Source organism: Polaromonas sp. SP1, assembly GCF_003711205.1.
Lineage (GTDB): Bacteria > Pseudomonadota > Gammaproteobacteria > Burkholderiales > Burkholderiaceae_C > Polaromonas.
On the sequence record NZ_CP031013.1, the window covers coordinates 4,383,317 to 4,402,116 of the forward strand.

At 65.7% G+C, this 18,800-nt stretch carries 17 protein-coding genes; 10 read left to right on the forward strand and 7 right to left on the reverse strand.

Annotated elements, in window-relative coordinates:
* From DT070_RS20565 to DT070_RS20590, 6 genes are read left to right on the forward strand one after another with little or no spacing between them, the layout of a single operon-like run.
* On the forward strand, positions 1-1,068 hold the full coding sequence (locus DT070_RS20565; RefSeq protein ID WP_122957069.1) for a glycosyltransferase: 1,068 nt from the start codon (positions 1-3) through the stop codon (positions 1,066-1,068).
* Entirely contained in the window at positions 1,065-2,162 is a 1,098-nt protein-coding gene (locus tag DT070_RS20570) for an acyltransferase (RefSeq protein ID WP_122957070.1), read from the forward strand. Before DT070_RS20565 ends, DT070_RS20570 begins: the two co-directional genes overlap by 4 nt.
* Positions 2,152-3,336, forward strand: a complete 1,185-nt coding sequence (locus tag DT070_RS20575) for a glycosyltransferase family 4 protein (RefSeq protein WP_122957071.1) — start codon at positions 2,152-2,154, stop codon at positions 3,334-3,336. The genes DT070_RS20570 and DT070_RS20575 overlap by 11 nt, the downstream gene beginning before the upstream one ends.
* On the forward strand, positions 3,333-5,024 hold the full coding sequence (locus tag DT070_RS20580; protein ID WP_122957072.1) for an FAD-dependent oxidoreductase: 1,692 nt from the start codon (positions 3,333-3,335) through the stop codon (positions 5,022-5,024). Before DT070_RS20575 ends, DT070_RS20580 begins: the two co-directional genes overlap by 4 nt.
* Complete coding sequence (locus DT070_RS20585) at positions 5,021-6,028, forward strand: NAD(P)-dependent oxidoreductase (RefSeq protein ID WP_122957073.1); 1,008 nt, start codon at positions 5,021-5,023, stop codon at positions 6,026-6,028. Before DT070_RS20580 ends, DT070_RS20585 begins: the two co-directional genes overlap by 4 nt.
* Positions 6,016-6,666: a serine O-acetyltransferase gene (locus tag DT070_RS20590; protein ID WP_122957074.1), complete on the forward strand. Its 651-nt coding sequence runs from the start codon at positions 6,016-6,018 to the stop codon at positions 6,664-6,666. The genes DT070_RS20585 and DT070_RS20590 overlap by 13 nt, the downstream gene beginning before the upstream one ends.
* A 48-nt stretch (positions 6,667-6,714) precedes the next feature.
* Here the strand turns inward: DT070_RS20590 and DT070_RS20595 are convergent, their stop codons facing one another.
* Positions 6,715-7,482 (reverse strand): WecB/TagA/CpsF family glycosyltransferase, encoded by a 768-nt coding sequence (locus tag DT070_RS20595; protein WP_122957075.1) that lies wholly within the window; start codon positions 7,480-7,482, stop codon positions 6,715-6,717.
* 53 nt (positions 7,483-7,535) lie between these two features.
* On the opposite strand from DT070_RS20595, the gene DT070_RS20600 reads away from it, so the two are divergent.
* Entirely contained in the window at positions 7,536-7,949 is a 414-nt protein-coding gene (locus tag DT070_RS20600; protein ID WP_122957076.1) for a VanZ family protein, read from the forward strand.
* Here DT070_RS20600 and epsG read toward each other — a convergent pair.
* The 6 genes from epsG to epsA are packed head-to-tail and all read right to left on the reverse strand — an operon-like array spanning position 7,936 to position 14,631.
* A complete protein-coding gene (gene epsG, locus DT070_RS20605) occupies positions 7,936-8,844 on the reverse strand; it encodes a chain length determinant protein tyrosine kinase EpsG (RefSeq protein WP_206074048.1) in 909 nt (302 codons plus the stop codon). The two genes, DT070_RS20600 and epsG, sit on opposite strands and share 14 nt — an antisense overlap.
* An 8-nt stretch (positions 8,845-8,852) precedes the next feature.
* The gene (gene epsF, locus DT070_RS20610; protein ID WP_122957078.1) at positions 8,853-10,238 is read right to left on the reverse strand and encodes a chain length determinant protein EpsF; all 1,386 of its coding nucleotides are present in this window, start codon (positions 10,236-10,238) and stop codon (positions 8,853-8,855) included.
* Between the two features lie 21 nt (positions 10,239-10,259).
* Entirely contained in the window at positions 10,260-11,165 is a 906-nt protein-coding gene (gene epsE / locus DT070_RS20615; protein ID WP_122957079.1) for a polysaccharide export protein EpsE, read from the reverse strand.
* Positions 11,166-11,191: 26 nt separating this feature from the next.
* The gene (gene epsL, locus DT070_RS20620; protein WP_122957080.1) at positions 11,192-12,394 is read right to left on the reverse strand and encodes an XrtB/PEP-CTERM-associated polysaccharide biosynthesis outer membrane protein EpsL; all 1,203 of its coding nucleotides are present in this window, start codon (positions 12,392-12,394) and stop codon (positions 11,192-11,194) included.
* A gap of 19 nt (positions 12,395-12,413) precedes the next feature.
* Complete coding sequence (locus tag DT070_RS20625) at positions 12,414-13,850, reverse strand: undecaprenyl-phosphate glucose phosphotransferase (protein ID WP_122957081.1); 1,437 nt, start codon at positions 13,848-13,850, stop codon at positions 12,414-12,416.
* Positions 13,843-14,631, reverse strand: coding sequence for an XrtB/PEP-CTERM-associated transcriptional regulator EpsA (gene epsA, locus DT070_RS20630; RefSeq protein WP_122957082.1), 789 nt, complete (start codon positions 14,629-14,631; stop codon positions 13,843-13,845). Before epsA ends, DT070_RS20625 begins: the two co-directional genes overlap by 8 nt.
* Positions 14,632-15,012: 381 nt before the next feature.
* On the opposite strand from epsA, the gene DT070_RS20635 reads away from it, so the two are divergent.
* The 3 genes from DT070_RS20635 (at position 15,013) to DT070_RS20645 (ending at position 18,718) form a co-directional block, all read left to right on the forward strand.
* Positions 15,013-16,008, forward strand: coding sequence for an acyltransferase family protein (locus tag DT070_RS20635; RefSeq protein WP_228778631.1), 996 nt, complete (start codon positions 15,013-15,015; stop codon positions 16,006-16,008).
* Positions 16,009-16,151: 143 nt separating this feature from the next.
* Positions 16,152-17,414, forward strand: a complete 1,263-nt coding sequence (locus DT070_RS20640; RefSeq protein ID WP_164483788.1) for a TAXI family TRAP transporter solute-binding subunit — start codon at positions 16,152-16,154, stop codon at positions 17,412-17,414.
* 5 nt (positions 17,415-17,419) lie between these two features.
* Entirely contained in the window at positions 17,420-18,718 is a 1,299-nt protein-coding gene (locus tag DT070_RS20645; protein WP_122957085.1) for a TAXI family TRAP transporter solute-binding subunit, read from the forward strand.
* The last annotated feature ends 82 nt before the right edge of the window (positions 18,719-18,800 follow it).

The following is an 18,800-nucleotide window of genomic DNA, read 5'->3' on the forward strand; positions in this document are numbered from 1 at the left end:
ATGAACCCCACACCGTTTGGCAAGATGCCCGCGTGCCGCGTCTCCGTGATCATCAAGGCGCTCAATGAAGAAAAGCGCATCGAAGCAACCGTGGAGAGCGCGCTGCGCGCCGTCTCTACCGTGGGCGGCGAGGTGATTCTTGCGGACTCGTATTCCAGCGACCGCACGGTCGAGCTCGCCAGCGCCTACCCGATACGCATCGTCCAGCTGGCCAACCCCGAAGAGCGCTGCTGCGGCGCAGGCCCGCAGCTGGGCTACCAGCATTCGCGCGGCGAGTTCGTCTACATCCTCGACGGCGACATGCAGATGCGCGAAGGCTTTCTGGAGCAGGCGCTCGCCTTCCTCGATGCGCACGCCGACGTCGCCGGCGTAGGCGGCCGCGTGGTCGAGCAGAACACTGAAAGCCTGGAGTACATGGCCCGCGGCGAACGCGCCTCGGCCCATCTGCAACCGGGCAAGGTCGACAGGCTGGACGGCGGCGGGCTGTACCGGCGCAGCGCCATTGAAGCGGCCGGCTACTTTTCCGACCGCAACCTGCACAGCTACGAAGAGTTCGACCTGGCGATCCGGCTGCGCGCGCTGGGCTGGCGTCTGTGGCGCCTGCCTGTCGATGCGGCCAACCACTTCGGCCACGACGCGCCGCCCTACCGCCTGCTGGTGCGGCGCTGGCGCACGCGCTACATCTGCGGCCTGGGCGAGCTGGTGCGCGCCGCGGCGGGCCAGCCGCGGCTGCCGCTGGCGCTGCAGGGCCTGCGCGAGTTGCGCATTTACCTGGCGGTGCTGGCCTGGTGGGCCATGCTGGCCAGCATCGCCTTGTGGCCCATCGCCGCCTCCTGGCGCCTGGCGTTTTTCTGCGCCATCGCCACGGCGCCTGTGCTTTTGATGACCTGGCGCAAACGCTCCGTCACCAAGGCGGTGTACGCCGTGGTGTCGTGGTGTTTCAACGCTGCCGGGCTGCTGCGCGGCTTGCTGCACCGCCAGCGCCCGGCGCGCGAGGCCATCGCCAGCAAGGTGCTCAAGGAGCCGGCCGCCGCAATGCCGCAGCCGGCGCAGGAGGCCCTCCATTGAAGGGCGCGACGCAGCAGTTTGCCGGTGTGCAGATCCTGCGCTTTGCCGCGGCCATGCTGGTCGTGGTGATGCACATCACCCAGGCGATTTCCATCCACATCACCGGCACCGGGCCCGGCCACTACTGGGAAAGCGGCTCCGCCGGGGTGGACATCTTTTTTGTGATCAGCGGCTTCGTCATGGCCATGTCGACGGCCTCGCTGCCGGCGGACGGACCCTCGCGCCTCAGTGCCGCCTGGGTCTTTATGCGGCGGCGCCTGCTGCGCATCGCGCCGCTTTACTGGTTCTACACCCTGCTCAAGGTGGCGCTGCTGCTGGCGATGCCCGCCCTGGCTGCGCGCTCCTCGGTAGAGCCCGGCCACGTCGCGGCTTCGCTGTTTTTTGTTCCCGCGATGAGCCCCTGGGGCCTGGTGCAGCCGACGCTTCCGGTCGGCTGGACGCTGAATTTCGAAATGCTGTTTTACGCGGTGTTTGCCGTGGCCATTGCGCTGGGTGCGCCGCGCATCCGCTTTTGCCTGGCCGCTTTTGGGCTGCTGTTTCTGGCCGGCTACGTGTTGCCGGGCTCGGTGGCGCTGGGTTTTTACACCCAGACCATCGTGTTCGAGTTCATCCTCGGCGTGTGCATCGCGCACGCCTTTTTGCATTTCAGGCACGCATCGCCGTGGATGGGTTTGGCCGTGATGGCGGCCGGAGCACTGTTCATGTTCGCACCCGACTGGGGCCATTCGACCGACCGCTTCGCCACCTGGGGCTGCGGCGCCGCGCTGGTAGTGCTGGGCGCGGTATGGCTGGAGCCCTGGACCCTGCGCGCGCCGCTGGCTTCGCGCCTGTCATTCCTGGGTGACGCCTCTTATTCCATTTACCTGTCGCACACCTTTGTAGTGCCGGCCGGCGTACTTGCGCTCAAGCGCCTGGGCGTGCAGGACAGCCTGGCCATCGTCGTGGCCGTGAGCCTGGCCGTGGTGGTGGCCGGCTGCCTCTCTTATGTCTGGCTGGAGCGGCCCATGACGGCTTTCTTCAAGCGCGTCCTGTTCGGCGCGCCCAAGCTCCCCAGCCCTCTTGCCCCTATACAGGAAAGCAACCATGCGAAGTGAATCGCTGCCGCGCACCGCCACCGGCGCGCGTGAAAGCCGCTATATCTACATTGCCTGCCCGTGGACGCCGCTGGGCGGCGGCATGTTCAAGGTGGCCGACTACCTGATCCAGGCGCAGGCCTCTTCGTCGGCCATCGCCTCGGCCGGTGCAGCCGAGCTTCGCCCGCTGGACACACGCGGCGGCGCGAACGCGGTGTATTCCTTCTGGGTGCTGGCGACCGCCCTGGTGCGCATCGCGCGCGGCAGGCTCAGCGGCCGGCTGGCCGGCGTGCATGTGAACATGGCCGAGCGCCTGAGCCTCTTTCGCAAAGGCGCCGTCATCGTGGCCTGCCGCGCGCTGGGCGTGCCCGTGGTGCTGCACCTGCATGCGGCGCAGTTGCACCCCTTCTACCATTCGCTGCCGCGCCCGCTGCAGGCGCTGACGCGCTGGGTGTTCTCGTTGCCGGCCAGCTGCGTGGTGCTGGGTTCCGCGGCGCGGCGCTTTGTCATTGAAGACCTGGGCGTTGCGCAAGATCGCGTGGACATCGTCATCAACGGTGTGCCGGAGCCGACCCATGCGCGGCGCATCGCCGGCGAAAGCAACGTGCAGCGTGTGCTCTTCCTGGGCAACCTGTCGGAGCGCAAGGGCGTGTCGGACTTGCTGCAGGCACTGGCCTTGCCGGGCTTTGACACCGCAACGCTGGAAGTGACGCTGGCCGGCGGCGGCGACGTGGCAACCTATGAAGCCAAGGCCAGGGAACTGGGCATTGCCGGTTTTGTGCGCTTTGCCGGCTGGTCTGACCAGCAGCAGGTAGCGCGGCTGATGTCGCGCACCGACGTGCTGGTGTTGCCGTCTTATGACGAAGGCCTGCCGCTGGTGATTCTGGAAGCGCTGGCCAACGGCGTGGCGGTGGTGTGCAGCCCCGTCGGTGAGATCCCGTCGGTGCTGCAGGACGGTGTGAATGCCTGCTTCGTGCAAGCCGGCGACGTGGCCGGCATCGCGGCCGCCCTGCAGCAGGTCCTGCAGGACGACGGGCTGCGCAGCGCCCTGGAGCGCAACGGCCGCGCGATGTATGAACAGCATTTTTCCATCGCCCGCTTTTTCTCCAGCGTGGCGCGCATTCACCAGCGCGACTTCGGCGTGGCCGGCCGGTCGCTGCGTGCGCCCGCGGCTTCACAGGACACCACCGCATGATCAAGGACGCCAACAGCATCCCCAACGGCAGCCGCCTGGAGGCGGACGTCTGCGTGGTCGGCGGCGGCCCCGCCGGAATTTCGCTGGCGCTCAGCCTGGCCGACGGCGGGCATTCCGTGCTGCTGCTCGAATCCGGGCAACTGCAGCCGCATGCGCCCACGCAAGACCTGTATGAGGGCGACGTGGCCGACGAGCAGTTGCACAGCCCGCCCGGCAAGTACCGGCAGCGGCGGCTGGGCGGCTCCTCGGCGATCTGGGGCGGGCGCTGCATGCCCTTCGACCCGGTCGACTTTGAAACCCGCGCGCACATCCCGCACAGCGGCTGGCCGCTGTCGTATGACGACTTGCTGCCCTGGTACCCACGCGCCAATGCCCTGGCCGAAGCCGGGCGCTTTCTTTACGACGCCTGCGAAGCGCTCGCGCCCGAGACCGGCCCGCTGATTGCCGGCTTCGACAGCCGGCGCGTGCTGACCAACGGGCTGGAGCGCTTTTCCTGCCCCACCCACTTTGGCAGCCGTTATGCCAAACGGCTGGCGCTGGCGCCCACGCTCGAAGTCTTGCTGGGCGCCAATTGCACCTCGCTGCAGCTGCAGCCCGACGGCCAGGCCGTGCGGGAGCTGCAGGTGCGAACGCTGCAGGGCACACAGTTCTCGGTTGCCGCGCGCAAGACCGTGCTGGCCACGGGCGGCCTCGAAACCGCCCGGCTGCTGCTGGCCTCTCGCGACGTCACGCCGCAAGGTGTGGGCAACCAGCACGACGTGGTCGGCCGCTATTACATGTGCCATATCGCCGGCAACGTGGGCACGCTGACGGTGCACGGCCCTACCCGCAATGTGCGGCACGGCTACGAAATATCGCCTGAAGGCATTTACTGCCGGCGCCGCATCGCGGTCGCCGCCGGCGAGCAAAGACGGCTCGGCCTGGCCAACGCCGTGGCGCGCCTGCACTTTCCGCGCATCACCGATCCGGCGCACCGCAGCGGCGTGCTGTCGGGCCTTTTCCTGGCCCGCAAGATGATCAGCTACGAGTACGGCAAGCGCCTCAAGGACGGCGCACCGCCTTCGGCCGGGGTGTACGCGCGCCACCTGCTCAACGTCGTGACGGATCCGCTGGACACCACCGCCTTCCTGGCGCACTGGCTGACGAAACGCACCCTTGCAGACCGCAAATTCCCCTCGGTGATCCTGCGCAACCGCACCAACCGCTTCAGCCTGGAGGTGCACGGTGAGCAGGTCCCGCAGCCCCACAGCCGGGTCACGCTCACCGATAGCGCCGATGCGCTCGGCATGCCGCGCCTGAAGGTCGACTGGCGCTACAGCCGCGCCGACATCGATTCCGTGGGCGCCAGCCTGGATGTGATGGCGCAGGAGTTCGGGCGCAGCGGCAAGGCCCGCTTCGAGTACGACCGCCATACGCTGGAGGAAGACCTGATGCGTTTCGGCGCCTATGGCGGCCACCACATCGGCACCACACGCATGGGCACGGACGTGCGCAGCAGCGTGGTGAACGCCGACTGCCAGGTGCATTCGGTGCGCAACCTGTTTGTGGCCGGCAGCGCGGTGTTCCCGACGTCCAGCCAGGCCAACCCGACCCTGACGCTGATCGCGATGTCGCTGCGGCTGGGCGACTTTTTGTCACGGCAATTGCGCGCAGAGCGCTCGCCGCTGCAGATGCGGGAGGCGGCATGAAAGTCCTGGTTCTGGGCGCCTCCGGCCATATCGGCGCGCGCTTGCTCGAGATGCTGCGGGCCACGCCCTGGGCTGCGGCCACGGGCGCGTCCCGGCACATGAGAAACGACAGCAGCTGGCTGGAGATTGACAGCCGCGACCCGCGCGAGCTGGTGCAGGCCCTCAAAGGCTTTGATGCGGTGGTGAACTGCGTCGCAGGCGATGCGGCTTCGATTGCCGGCGGCGCGCGCGCGCTGGCGCGGGCTGCACTCGAGGCCGATTGCCGGCGCATTGTTCACCTGAGCACCATGTCGGTGTACGGCCGCGTCGAGGGCAACGTGCGTGAAGACACAGCACTGGACCCCAGCCTGGGCTGGTACGGCCGTGCCAAATGCGAAGCCGAGGCCGCCATGCGCGACTTTGTGCAGCACGGCGGCGAGGCGGTGCTGCTGCGTCCGGGTTGTGTGTTCGGCCCCGGCAGCCAGCTGTGGGTGGGACGTATCGGCCGGTGGCTGCAGGCCGGGCGCCTCGGCGACCTGGGCATCGCGGGCGACGGCTGGTCCAACCTGGTTCACGTCGACGATGTGTGCCAGGCGCTGCTGCTGGCACTGCAGTTGCCGGTGCCGCAGGACGAAATGCCTGTGTTCAACCTGGCGGCGCCCGACAGCCCGCGCTGGAACGACTACTTCGTCGACCTGGCCCTGGAAATCAGGGCGACACCGGTGCGCCGCATCGGCCGGCGCCGGCTTCAGCTCGATGCCTGGATGGGCGGCCCCCCGCTCAAGGCCGCGGAACGCCTACTGAAACGTTTGGGCAGCCACAGCATGAAGTTGCCCGATGCGCTGCCGCCGGGTTTGCTGGGCCTGTGGTCGCAGCACATACACCTCGACACGCAGGCGGCCACCGACCAGCTCGGTGTGCAGTGGACCCCTTATGCCGACGGCCTGCGTGATTCCGCGCAATGGTTTTGCGCACCCGCCGCCACCGGCCAAACCACCCTGGACAACATGATATGCACGCCCTGAAGGCCGACACCCACCGAAAGTTCGGGCAGTCCGCCCCGCCGCTCATGCTGAAGGGCGCCCTGCTGGACCCGGCCTTTCGCGTGGTCGTTTGCCTGCGCCTGTGCCAGGCAGCGGACCGGTTGCCTGCCGGCTGGCGCTGGCTGGCCCTGCTGCCCGCCCGTTTGCTGCATCGCCTGGCCAGCCAGCTGGCGGGCGTCGAGATACCGTGGCGCACCGCCATCGCGCCAGGCCTGGCGCTTACGCACGGGCGCGGCATCGTCGTCAACGCCGGTGCGCGCATCGGCAGCAATGTCACGCTGTTCCACGGCGTTACGCTGGGCCAGCGCGACCACATCGATGCGCAAGGCCGCAGGCACACGCTGTACCCGGTGATCGAAGACGAAGTCTGGATAGGCCCGCACGCCATCATCGTGGGCGGTGTGACGGTGGGCAAAGGCAGCCGGATTGCGGGCGGCGCCTATGTATTTGAAGACGTGCCGCCCTACTGCGTGGTGCTGGGCAACCCGGGCAAGATCGTGCGGCGCGACTGCACGCCCGACGTGGACAACCGCTACAGCGAAGAAGAGCTGCCGGTAGCGCAGGCCGGGCATCCCCCCTCCAGCCACCCCACCCAACCCAGTCCGCTATCAAATCAATAGCAACTCGCCCACGTCCCATCTGGGCTGGAGGCCAATTTCATCACTAATTCAACGCCGGTTGAAAGACGCCAGCCGCAGCGCGCGCGAGAGAAACAGCGGGTTGCCGATCACATAACGCTGGAACAGGCGGCGCGGCTCCAGCGCCAGGCGGAACACCCACTCCATGCCCACGCGGCGAATCCACAGCGGAGCGCGCGGCGTCTTGCCGCCGAGGAAGTCAATGATGGCGCCGCCGCAGACAATCAGGCAGGGATGCGCCAGCACGGCGCGCAATCCGGCAGCGACCTCTTCCTGCCGCGGCATGCCCATGCCGAGCACGATCAGCGCCGGCCTGTGCTCCGCCGCGAGCGCGGCATACGCCCCGGCCTCGAGAAAACCGTTGGCATGAATCACCTTGCTGTGCGGCGCAAGCTCTTGCCGCACATGCTGGGAGGCTGTTTCCAGCCAGGGGTCACGCGTGCCGAACAAGGCAATGCCCCGGCCGTCAAACGCGCGTATCAGCCGCGGAATCAGGTCGGTGCCATTGAGGTTGAGGCCCGGCTCCATGCGCAGCAGCTTGAACAGCGTGGCCATGCCCGAGCCGTCCCTGAGCACGCGGTCCGCCGAATGCAGGGCGTCAAAAAAAGAGACCGACGCGGCCATGGAGTTCATCGCATGCGCATTCGCAAAGGCCAGCACCGAGGGCGCACGGGGATAGCTCAGTTCGGCCAGCAGCGCCTGCCCTTCAGACGCGCCCTGCACGCGCTCGATCTTTTCCACCACCAGCTGCCAGCGACTGCGCCAGTCGGGCGGGTTCGCGCTGCGGGAATTCAGCATGGCATCACCGGCATCACGCCCCGGCCAGGCAACACCATGAGAAAATTGCCCCCATGGTCAAAGCCCTTCTTCGTGACAACTTCCGCGACAACTTGCAGCGCACCATCCGCATCCTCGCGGCCCTGACCGTCGTCGTGAGCGCGGCGGTACTGTACGTGGCCGGCGCCCAACCCGTCGCCGTGGGCCTTTTCCCGGCCCCCTGGGACAAGCTGGCCCACCTGCTGACTTTTGCGGTGGTCGGCATGGCGGCCGGCCTGGCCGGCGGCCTGCGCGGCTGGCGCATGGCCCTCAGCTGCGTGGCGGGTGCCCTGCTGGTGGGCGGCATGGACGAGTTGCACCAGATGTTTTTGCCGGGCCGCTCGGCGAGCTGGGCCGACCTGGCCGCGGACGCGGCAGGCGGCCTGCTGGGTGCGGCTGTACTGGCTGTCCTGCATCGTCTGGCGAGCGGACGCCTCACGCATCATTAAGCACGGAGCCCACCAGCGCGACGCCGAACTCGCGCAGGCTGTGGGTGAAGCGCGTCATCTGCGGCACCGAGCTCTCGTTCTGCCGCGCCACCACCAGGGCAGCGCCCGCACGCACCGCCACCGTATGGGCGTCGGCGCATTCGCTGGCCGGCGGGGTGTCGATGATGATGATGTCGAAATCCTGGCCCAGCGACTGCAGCAGCCTTGAAAACTCCTGCCGGCCCAGCAACTCCTGCGGGTTGGGCGGGATGACGCCCGCCGGCAGTACCGACAAATCCTGCAGCGCCGCAACGCTCACAACCGCCTCCGGCCCGGCGCGGCCCGCCAGCATGTCTGACAGGCCCGCCCCTTTGCCGAGGTTGAACAGCAAATGCTGGCGCGGCGCCCGCATGTCCGCATCGACCAGCAAGGTGCGCTGACCCAGTTGCGAAAACACGATCGCCAGGTTGGCCGCGATGTAGCTGCGGCCCTCTTTGGAACCGGCGCTGACGATGGCCAGGCCGCGGCGCTCGGCGCCGGTGTCGAACCAGCGCAGCATCAGCTGGCTGCGTAGCGCCCGCAATTGCTCGACGGGCTGGCTGTCGGGCTGGTAGGCCGCCACCAGCTCGCGGCTCAGGTTGCTCTCGCGGGCCAGGTAGGGATAGTCGAACTGGACCGACAGCGCAAAACGCACATCGTCATCCGTGAGCAGGCCCAGGGCCTTGCCGGAATCGCCAAACCGCGTGCCGCGGTCGCGCTGAAAGTGCAGGATGCGTTCGGCATCCAGCGGCGCCAGCCGGCCCGCATCCACCAGGATCGTACCCATGGAGCGGCCCGAGCCGGTAGCGGGTTTGCTGGGCACCGTCAGGGGAACGGGGCGCACCGCCGTCGTGTTGCTGCTGTTATTGATGTTCATGGCTATCCTCAGTTGCCTAGCGCCAGACGGCGGGGGCCCGAAAGCCGGGCGACTCCCGCGCTCGATGAGATGCTGGCCAGCACCGGCAGGCCCAGCATCTGCACCAGGTCTTCGGCAGACCGCACGCGGCGGTTGGCCAGCTCCAGCAGCAATGCGCAGGCCACACCCAGCAGCGTGCCGCCAAAGGCCGCTATCAGCAGGTTGACCAGCATCCTCGGGCTGGACGGGTTGACCGGCGGCATCGCCACATTCAGGCGCACCACGTTGGTCTGGTTGGTCAGGCTTTGCAGGCGCGTCTGTGAGGCGCTCTGGCTGACGGCCTCGTAGGCGCGCTGCGCCGACTCGACATCGCGGCGGTAGACATTCAGTTCGTCGCGCTGTTTGTTCAAGGCGAGAACCCGGGCTTTTTGCGCGCCGACGGCGCCCTGCAACTCGCGCTCCCTGTCCTTGCCAACGCGGTAAGTCGTCTCGATGGAGGCGTTGATGCGCGCCGTTTCACTGCCCAGCCGGCTTTTGAGGGCCGCCAGCTCGGACTCCGCACGCTGGCGTTCGGGGTGGTTCTCGCCCAGGCGCACGCTGACTTCCTGCACCTTGGCCTCCTGCCGCGCCACGTCGGCCTTCAGGCCGTTGATCAGCGGGCTTTGCATGACCTCGGCGACCGTGTCGCCACGCGCGCCGCGCTTGCTCTGGCTGTCGGTGGTCTCACCCTGCACGGTGGTCAGCTGGGACGATATCTCCGCCAGCTTGGTGGTTTCATAGTCCACGCGCTCGTCGGTGCTGACAATGCCCGCTTTTTGCTGGTAATCCGACAGGCGGGCCTGGGCTTCCTCAAGCTTGGCACGCGATGTCTTGGTCTGGGCATCAAACCATTCCGCGTAGATGCGGGCGGGTTCGGTCTTCAACGCCAGGTTGATCTCAAGGTAAGCCTGGGCAAAGGCGTTGGCGATGTTCGCGGCACCGTCCGGATCGCTGCCCTTGTAGGTGATGTTGATCACATTGCTTTCCCGTGCAGGCCGCACGTCCAGCCGCTTTTGCAGGGAATCCGCCAGCCATGACTCGAGTGTCCCGCGGCCTTCCGTGGCTTCCAGCCAGCGGGCTTTGGCAGCCGGGTCTTCATCGAGCTTGAGCATTTTCACGACGCGTTGCGCGACACGGTCGCCGCCGATGATGTCGACCTGCGTGGCCATGTAGCTGGGCGCCACGACACCCTGCAAGGGCGCACCGCCGGCCACCGGGTCGGGCGAACGGATGTCCACCAGCACGGCGGTCTGGGCTGTGTATTTTTTGGGCAGGACCAGGCTGACCGCCAGCGCGGCGGACACCGCAAGCAGGAGGATCAGCAGGGCCACCCGGTAACGGGCGCGCAGGATCAGGAGGAATTGGTGGAGCGTCATGGGCAGTCCGTCTGGCGTAAATTAAAAAAGGCTTTCGCGAACGTAGATCACGTCCTCGGGGCGAACGGGGTCGGTCAGGTTCGGCGTGATTTCCACCACCTTGCCGGAGGCGTCGCGGCGGTGCAGCTTCAGGCGGTTCTGGCTGCCGCGCACGGTAGGCCCGCCGCCCTGGGCCAGCGCCTGCATCACCGTCATGCCGCGCTCAATGCGGTAAGGGCCTGGGCGCTGCGCCTCGCCGTAGATGTAGAACATGGGCGCCTTGTTGACGTAAAGCGTGTCCCCGCCGGCCAGCACGATGTCTTCGTCGGATTTGGCGTTCAGGAACAAGCCGGGAATGTCGATCACCCTGCGAAACGGCTTGCCCTCGCGCTGCCCGGTGACGATCAGCACGTCGTCGCCCGTCGCTGTGGTGCCGCCGGCGGCGGCCAGCATGTCGCTGACGCGGGTGTTGAAGGTCTCCAGCGGGAAGCGTCCCGGCCGGCTGACCTGTCCCAGCACCGCCACCTGGTTGCCGCGCACCTGGCGCAGCACGATGTTGACCTGCGGCACTTTTACGAAGCCGCCGCTGCGCAGGGCATCGGCGATCTTCCTCTCGGCCTCGGCAATCGTCAGCCCGCCGAGCTGCACGCTGCCCACCAGCGGATAGCTGATCACGCCGCTTTCCGACACACGCGCATCAATGGAAAGGTCGGGGCTCTGGTAGACCTGCACACCGATGGCGTCGCCGGCGCCCAGCCGGTAATCCTGGTTGTTCGGCACCGCAGGCCCTTGCGGCGCCGCGGCAGGCGCTGGCGCTGGCACTGCGGCCGTCGCCGCAGCTTGAAGCGATGGGGGTTGCGCCGTCTGCGCAAACATCGGCGTAGCGGCCACGCAGAACACGGCCGTCACAAGGTATCGGGTGATGGATTTCAAAGATAGTGGTTTCATCTTGTCGCCTTTCGGGGAAGCAGTCATCAGAAGCTCGCATCGGCCGCCACGCCGAATGTGTTGCTCTTGTAGTCAAAGCCCGGCTGATTGGACTTGCGCCTGTCGCTCTGGACCGTCGCACTCAGCTTGAGCGCACGCATGGCCTGCCACTCGACGGCCAGGGACAGCAGGTTGGTGGTGTCGCGGCGGCCGCTGTCGGCAAAGCCCGGCAGCGGGCCCTTGAAGTTGCGCGCGCCGTGGTCGTAGCGCAGGCGCACGGCCGTCTTTTCAGTGGCCTTCCAGGTCGGGGCGACAAAGAAGCGCCAGCCCTCGTAGTAGCTGGCGGTGGTGGTCTGGTAACTGCCCAGCTCGCGCACCACGCCGCCCGCCAGGCTGGTTTTGGGCGTGATGGCCCAGGCCGCATCGAGCTGGCCCGTGACACCGGAGAAGTCGCGTGCGCCCAAACCATCATGATTCCGGTCGAAATGCGCGACCTTGGCCCGCAGCGTGGTCTTTGCCGTGGGCGCCCAGTCGAAGCGGAACTCGTGCTCGCGGTCCGTGAAGCTGCCGGCGGCCACCGGCGACAGCACCCGCCCGGGGTATTCGCCCCTGCCGTCCCTGAACCGGTACGCCATCGACGTGCCGGAGGGATAGACATAGCGCACCCCCGCCTCGCCGCCATGGACTTTGGAATCCGCTTCGAAGGTGTTGGGCTGGCTGTTGGAACTGGTCCGCTCGAACACGCCACCGACCAGGCGCCAGACGCCGTCGAGTTCATACTCCGCGTCAAAAATGGTGGATCGGTTGGTCCGGCGGTTGATCTGCCCGGTGCCCTGCACGTCGGCGTAGGTGTCCACAAACTCGCGCCTGTCCGTCGTCAGGTTGCCATGCAGCGCCGGCGTGAAGCTCCATCGCCACGCTGCGGCGTAGTTCAGGGCTGTGAAGTCCAGGTAGGAAAACCGGCTGTAGCGATGGTCTTCGATATTGGCGTCGAACTCGAACCGCTGCAAGCCATACGGTTTGTTGATCTTGAAACCCGCTGTCGTGACGGCGACTGTGTCATCGCGGTCGGGCGTTCCTATGACCGCTTGTGCGTTGGCGCTGTCCGACAGCCGGAACACATTGCTGTCATGCATCACGCTTTGGCCCGCCCTGAACTGCAGGGTGTCGAGCTCGTCAGCCTGTGCGGCCGGCGGCAGCAGGCCGAGCAGCAAGAGCGGAAGCGGCAGGAGTTTGTGGCGGGGATTCAAAGGGCAGTCTCCGTTCTTTTCAATAAGCCGCACCGTCCTTGAACACCAGGCGAATGGTTTTCAGGATGATGAAAAAATCAAGCTGCAGCGACCAGTTGCGCAGGTAGTCGAGGTCACAGTCGATACGCGACTGCATCTTGTCCAGCGTGTCGGTCTCGCCGCGCTGGCCGTTGACCTGCGCCCAGCCCGTGATGCCGGGCCGGACCTTGTGGCGCACCATGTAGCCCTTGATGAGCGAGCGGTACATCTCGTTGTGCGCCACGGCGTGCGGGCGGGGGCCAACGATGCTCATGCGGCCCTGCAGCACGTTGAAGAACTGCGGCAGCTCGTCCAGCGAGGTCTTTCGCAAAATGGCGCCCAGGCGGGTCACGCGCATGTCGTTCTTGCTGGCCTGCCGGATGGTGCCGCCGTCTTCGGTGACGGCCATGGAGCGGAATTTGTAGACCAGTATTTCTTCACCGTCCAGGCCGTAGCGGCGCTGCTTGAAGATGACGGGGCCGGGCGAATCCAGCTTCACCATCAGTGCAATGACGGCCATGACCGGCAGGATCAGCAGCAGGATCAGCAGCGACAGCACGATGTCGCTGGCCCGCTTGAGCACGCCGTGAGCGCCGCGAAACGGTGTGTCGCATACCGAGATCACCGTCACGCCGCAGACCGTGTCGCTGCGGCCCTGGATCAGGTCGGTGATGAACATGTCGGGCACAAAGTAGATCGATGCCGTGGTGTCCTTGAGGCCGTCCAGCACCTGCAGGATACGCGGCCTGGAGGCCATGGGAAGCGACAGGTAGATGAACTGGATGCGGTGCTGCTTGACGTAAGCCGGCAGGTCGTCGATTTTCCCGATCAGACGGTGGCCGTCCTGCCCGTCCTGTGCCGTCCTGCGCTCTTCACCGCGGTCGTCGAAAAAGCCCTTGAGGTCGATGCCCGAATAAGCGGAGCCGGCGATGTGCCCGGCCAGGGACACGCCCTGCTCGTTCATGCCGACAATCACCGCGCCGCGCGGCGGGCCTTGCAGCTTCAGCAACTGCGGCGCCGCGGCCCTGAGCGCCAGGTGCGCGCCGATTTGGGCCAAGGGAGCCACCCACAGCCAGTGGCCCAGAACAGCCATGGAAAATTTGTGGAAGTACTCCGTGACGTAACCCGTCAGCAGCAGCAGGCCGGCAATCCATATCCAGTGAAAGGCGATCTTGAACAACACCTTCCACACCGGCAATCGCAACTGGGAACTGCCCGGGAAGGTCAGGGAAAAGACGATGAGCGACAGGATCAGGTAAGCCGGCCGCACCGAGCCCTCGTAGTAAAACGCCAGCCCCCACAGCGAGAACACCAGCACCAGCGGGTCCAGGCCGGCCTCGACGGCGGTGAAAAGGTGGCTTCGGCCCAGCCCCATGGAGCGGGGCTCGCGCTGGTTGAGCCATGCGGACGCTGAATTGAGTGGATTCGCTTCAGCCATAGATGCTCACCCTTGTGACTTTGGACACCGCCTGTGCGCGGTTGAAGACATTGAGCTTCTGGAAGATGCGCTGCATGTGGTTCTTCACGGTGAAACCGCTGATGCTCAGGATGGCGCCGATCTCGGAGTTGGTTTTCCCCATGGCCACCCAGGCCATGATCTGGGTTTCGCGCTCGCTCAGGCCGCAGGCGTCATCTGCGGCCCCACGCAAAGGCGCCGCCGCCGGGCGCCGTTGCTGGGGCAAGGGGGCCATCTGTCGCAACGCGGCGTCCATGCTGGGCATCAGCATGCGGATGGCCATGTGAGCCGGTTCGGACGGGATGTCCTTTGCGCCCATCAAGACGTATACGCAGTCTTGCTGTGCCCTTTCGTCGTGCATCCCGTGGATCAACACGGAGCGCATGCCGCGCAAACTGCCGCTGAAGGAGCCCGGCAGACTCGCCTGGCCCAGGAGGTACTCGAATTCGCTGAAGTCCAGGCTGCAAGGCTGCCGGCCGGCCGCCAGCCACCGGTCGTGAAACTTTGCGAGCAGAAAAGGCAGGCCGTCGGTGCCGGCAGCGTAGGAGCGCGCCCCGGGCAACACAGACACGACGTCATGCTGGATGGCGCCCTCCTGGAAATTGCCCCAGCCCGCCAGCAGGATGTCGTGCGGAAGGAATGGCTGGACGTCGCCCTGCAGCCAGTCAAGCAGTTCGGCGTGCCGCGTGATGGTCGTGCCTTGTTCTATGAGCGCTGCATAGCGCGCTGAATCTTCGCTTGAAAGCGGAGTCTGGAACTTCATGTCTGGATGTCACTTCCCTGTGTTTGTTTTGCGAACGCGCTGTGTGGCAGCGCTGCAGAACAGCTGATTGAGAATCAAACAGTTCGGCCGGGGGCGCAATGCGCAAGGCCGGACAGTTGATGTAGGAGATTGACGACTAAGTTTAGGGTTTCCCCGCTTGATTCATTTGACAAGCAGGGGTCGCATTCGTTGCAACAACGTAACAGCTGTGCGCTTGATGGCGGATGTTGTGCAAAGCGATACCGCTTGCAACAGTTTGCTTTTCCCCGTGCCCAGGCTCACGCGGTGATTGATTACGCTCTCTCCCACGAACAGTTTTGCGTTCGTGATTTAGCACGCGCAAGCAAAGAGAGGACCCCGCATCCGATGACCGGTCAGAAAATGAAACGCAATCTTGAAGTAGATACCTTGAGGGGCATTGCGTGCGTCTTGCTAGTCCTGTTTCATGTGGTGGGAGACACACCGTCGACGGGCCTGCGCATCCCGGAAGGCCACTGGGTGCAGGTTGTGAACGAGGCGCTCGCCTATATACGCATGCCCTTGTTTTCCTTTATCTCCGGCTATGTCTATGCGTTTCGCCCGTACCAGGGCAATGCGCCCGGTTTTGTCAAAGGCAAGGTGCGCAGGCTGCTGTTGCCGCTGATCACGGTGGGCACCCTTTTCGCCATCGTGCAGTCCGTGACGCCGGGCGCCAACAACTCCGTCGATCACTGGTGGCTGCTGCACATCGTGCCGGTGGGGCACTTCTGGTTTCTGGAGGCGCTGTTCATTGTCTTCCTGGTTGTGATCCTGCTGGAGCACTTCAAGGCACTGTCCACACCCGCCGGGTTTGCCGTGACGTGGGCGCTGAGCGCCGTGCTGTTCGATTACTTCAGCCCACCGAACTACTTCGCCGCCCAGGGCGCTGTTTACCTGCTGCCGTTTTTTCTGGCGGGCCTGTCCTGCAAGCGCTTCGAAATAAGCGGCCCTGTGGCGCGCGGCGCGGCGGCTGCGGCCTTTATCTGCGCCGCCACGGTGGCCATGCTGTTTCCGCAGTTCTCCGCGCAAGGAAGCTCCATCGCGGCGCTCGGCCTGGGTGTGTGCAGCGCCTTTTTGCTTTTGCGCAGCGGCTGGAGTTCGCGCTACCTCGCCTACGTCGGCTCTTATTCATTTGCGATCTACCTGCTGCACGTGTTCTTCACCGCGGCAAGCCGCATCGCCTTGAAGAAGCTGGGTATGACGGATACCTATGTATTGATGATGGCCGGCCTTGCCGCCGGCCTCATCGGCCCCATCGTCTCTGCCCTGCTGATCAGCCGGCACGCAGGGCTTAATCTGTGGCTGCTGGGCGTGACAGCCCCCAAGCCCAAACCCAAGGCTGCGGCAGCCCCGGCCTGACAAAAACCGGCTTTCGCCCTCCGCGTTACTCCGCCTGACGGAAGTAACCTCCATGCGCTATAAAGGTACAACCTTTTACAGGACGACACCCTGTGCGCATGGCGAAGTTATACCAACGCAAATGGCTCTGGATCCGGCTTCCGATGGTCCTTGCAGCCGCCGCCACGGCCACGGGTCTATGGCTGTTCGCCTGGCCCATGCCGCCATCGCGCCTGAGCATCGCCACGGCGGGGGCGGATGGGGCGTACTACCTTCATGCGCAGCGCTATGCCGAAAGATTTGCGGCGCACGGCATCACGCTGGACATCCAGACATCCGCAGGCTCACAGGAAAATCTTGCGCGCATTCGCCAGGGCGCGAATCCTTCCGACCTGGCCTTGATGCAAGGCGGCTTTGGTTACCTCGGAAGCTCACTGGAAAGACGCGACCGCAGCCGCGTCGAAACGCTGGTCAATGTGGACGTGGAGCCTTTGTGGATTTTCACGCGCGGGCGCGAGATCGACTCGCTCAACCAGTTGCAGGGCTTGCGGGTGGCCATCGGCCCCGAAGGCAGCGGCACACGCAAGGTGGCGCTCAAGCTGCTGGAGCAGGCCAGGATTGAGCCCAGGGACCTGACACTCTTGCCGGTGACCAGCAGCCCGGCGATCCAGGCGCTGCGGCAGAACGCGGTCGACGTGGTGTTTCTGGTGGCGGCGCCCGAGTCCTTTGTGGTGCAGAACATGCTGATCCTGCCGGGCATCCACCTGGCGAACATCCGCAAATCCGCCGCGATCACCGAACGCAACCCCTACCTTGAATCCCGCCTGCTGGCGCAAGGCACCCTGGATGCGCGGCTTCCCCCGCGCGACATCACACTGCTTACCACCACAGCCAGCCTGGTGGCGCGCGAAGATTTACACCCGGCCCTCAAGCGGCTGGCCATTGCGGTGGCCATGGACGTTCATGCGGGCGGGGGGCTGTTTCACCGCGCGGGTGACTTCCCCGCCCTGCGGCGCATCGACTTCCCGACCGCACCCCAGGCACGTGAGACCCTGACGCACGGCCTGCCCTGGCTGGAAAGGCTGCTGCCGTTCTGGTGGGCCCAGGTCGCCGAACGCATCCTGCTCATCGTGCTGCCGGTGGTCCTGCTGGCCCTGTGGCTGATGCGGCTCGTCCCGGCTTACCTGCGCTGGATGCTGGAAAGCCGGGTCAACCGCTGGTATGGCGAGCTCAAGTTCATTGAAAACGACCTCAACCAGGAATCGCTGTCGGGCCTGGACCTCACACGTTTCCTGCTTCGCCTGAACGGCATCGACAAGGCCATGATGGCGTTTGCCACGCCCCGCGACCTGATGGCGCGCTGCTACACGCTGCACCAGCACATCGAATTTGTGCGCCAGCGGCTTTACCGCATGAGGGGGCGATAAAGGCGATGAAGCTGCTCCTCCTTTACCGCCGGCGCTGGTGGCTGTTTTATTTTCCGGTGCTGCTGTGCACGGCCCTCGCCTTGTGGTGGGCCGCCACGCAATGGAAGGTGCTGCCGCCCGCAGAAACGGTGATAGCGGCAGGCTCGCCGCAGGGCGGCTATTCGATGCTGGCCCAGCGCTACGCGGAGCAGCTCGAACGCAGGGGTGTGCGCGCCGAGATCGTCTATTCAGACACCCAGAAGGGCTCGCTGGAGCGGCTCACGCGCGCGGGGGACGCCACCAGCATCGGTTTTGCCCATGGCATTTATGCCAATGCCGCCACCAGGGTGCATGCGCTGGCCGTCGTGGGCCAGGAGCCGGTGTGGATCTTCTCCACGATCAACGGGCCGTCGTCGCTGGCGCAAACCAAAGGACTGCGCATCGCGGCCGGGCCGGCCTCGGCGTCGTCCTTCATCGCGGCCAAACTGATGCTGGAGCACGCAGGCGTGCGGCCCGCGGACGTACAGTTTGACAGCGCTACCGGCGTTGCGGCTGCCAACGCCTTGATCGACGGCAAGGTCGATCTGGTGTTCCAGGCCGCCGGTGAAGATTCGCAGGCCGTGCAGCTCTTGACGCGCAGCAGCGGAATCCAGTTGCTGGGCGCCGAACGCGCCGGCGCGCTGGCCGCGCAGGACCCGCACCTGCAGCCGCTGCTGCTGCCGCAGGGCGCGATTGAACTGCGCGGCGACATTCCCCCCAGGGACCTCACGCTGATGAGCCTGCAAACGCACCTGCTGGTGCGGCCGGACACGCACCCCGCGCTGCAACGCGCATTGCTGGATGCCGCTTTCGAGATTCACGAAATCCCCAACTTCCTGCAGCGTCACGGGCAGTTTCCCAGCTTCCGGGGCAGCGATTTCCCGCTGTCGCCCCCGGCCCGCGCTTACAGCCTGGGTTCACGCCCATGGATGGAAACCCTGCTGCCCTACCGGACGGCGCAGTATGCGGAATTGATCTTCTATGCCGTTGTGCCGATTCTCGCCATCGCCGTTTTGCTGCTGGCCTGGATCCCCAAATTGTTCGACTGGCGCATCAGCTCGGCCCTGCACCATTTCTACGGCGACCTGAAGTTTCTGGAGGCCGAGATGGACGAGGTTGCCGCCGACAACCCGATGGCGCTGCGGCGCTTGCTGGAGCGGCTTGACAACATCGAGCGGCAGGTGGTGTCGCTTGATTTGCCCGATGAGTTTTCACAGCGCTGGTACACCCTGCGCGAGCACCTCGCCGCCGCCCGCGACCGCCTGCTCAAGCTCAGGACGCGTTAGGGCCTGTTACCGTCAAGGCCACAGACGCTTTGTTTTTAACCTGCGTACATCTGCGTAACCTGCGTAATCTGCGGATGAATTT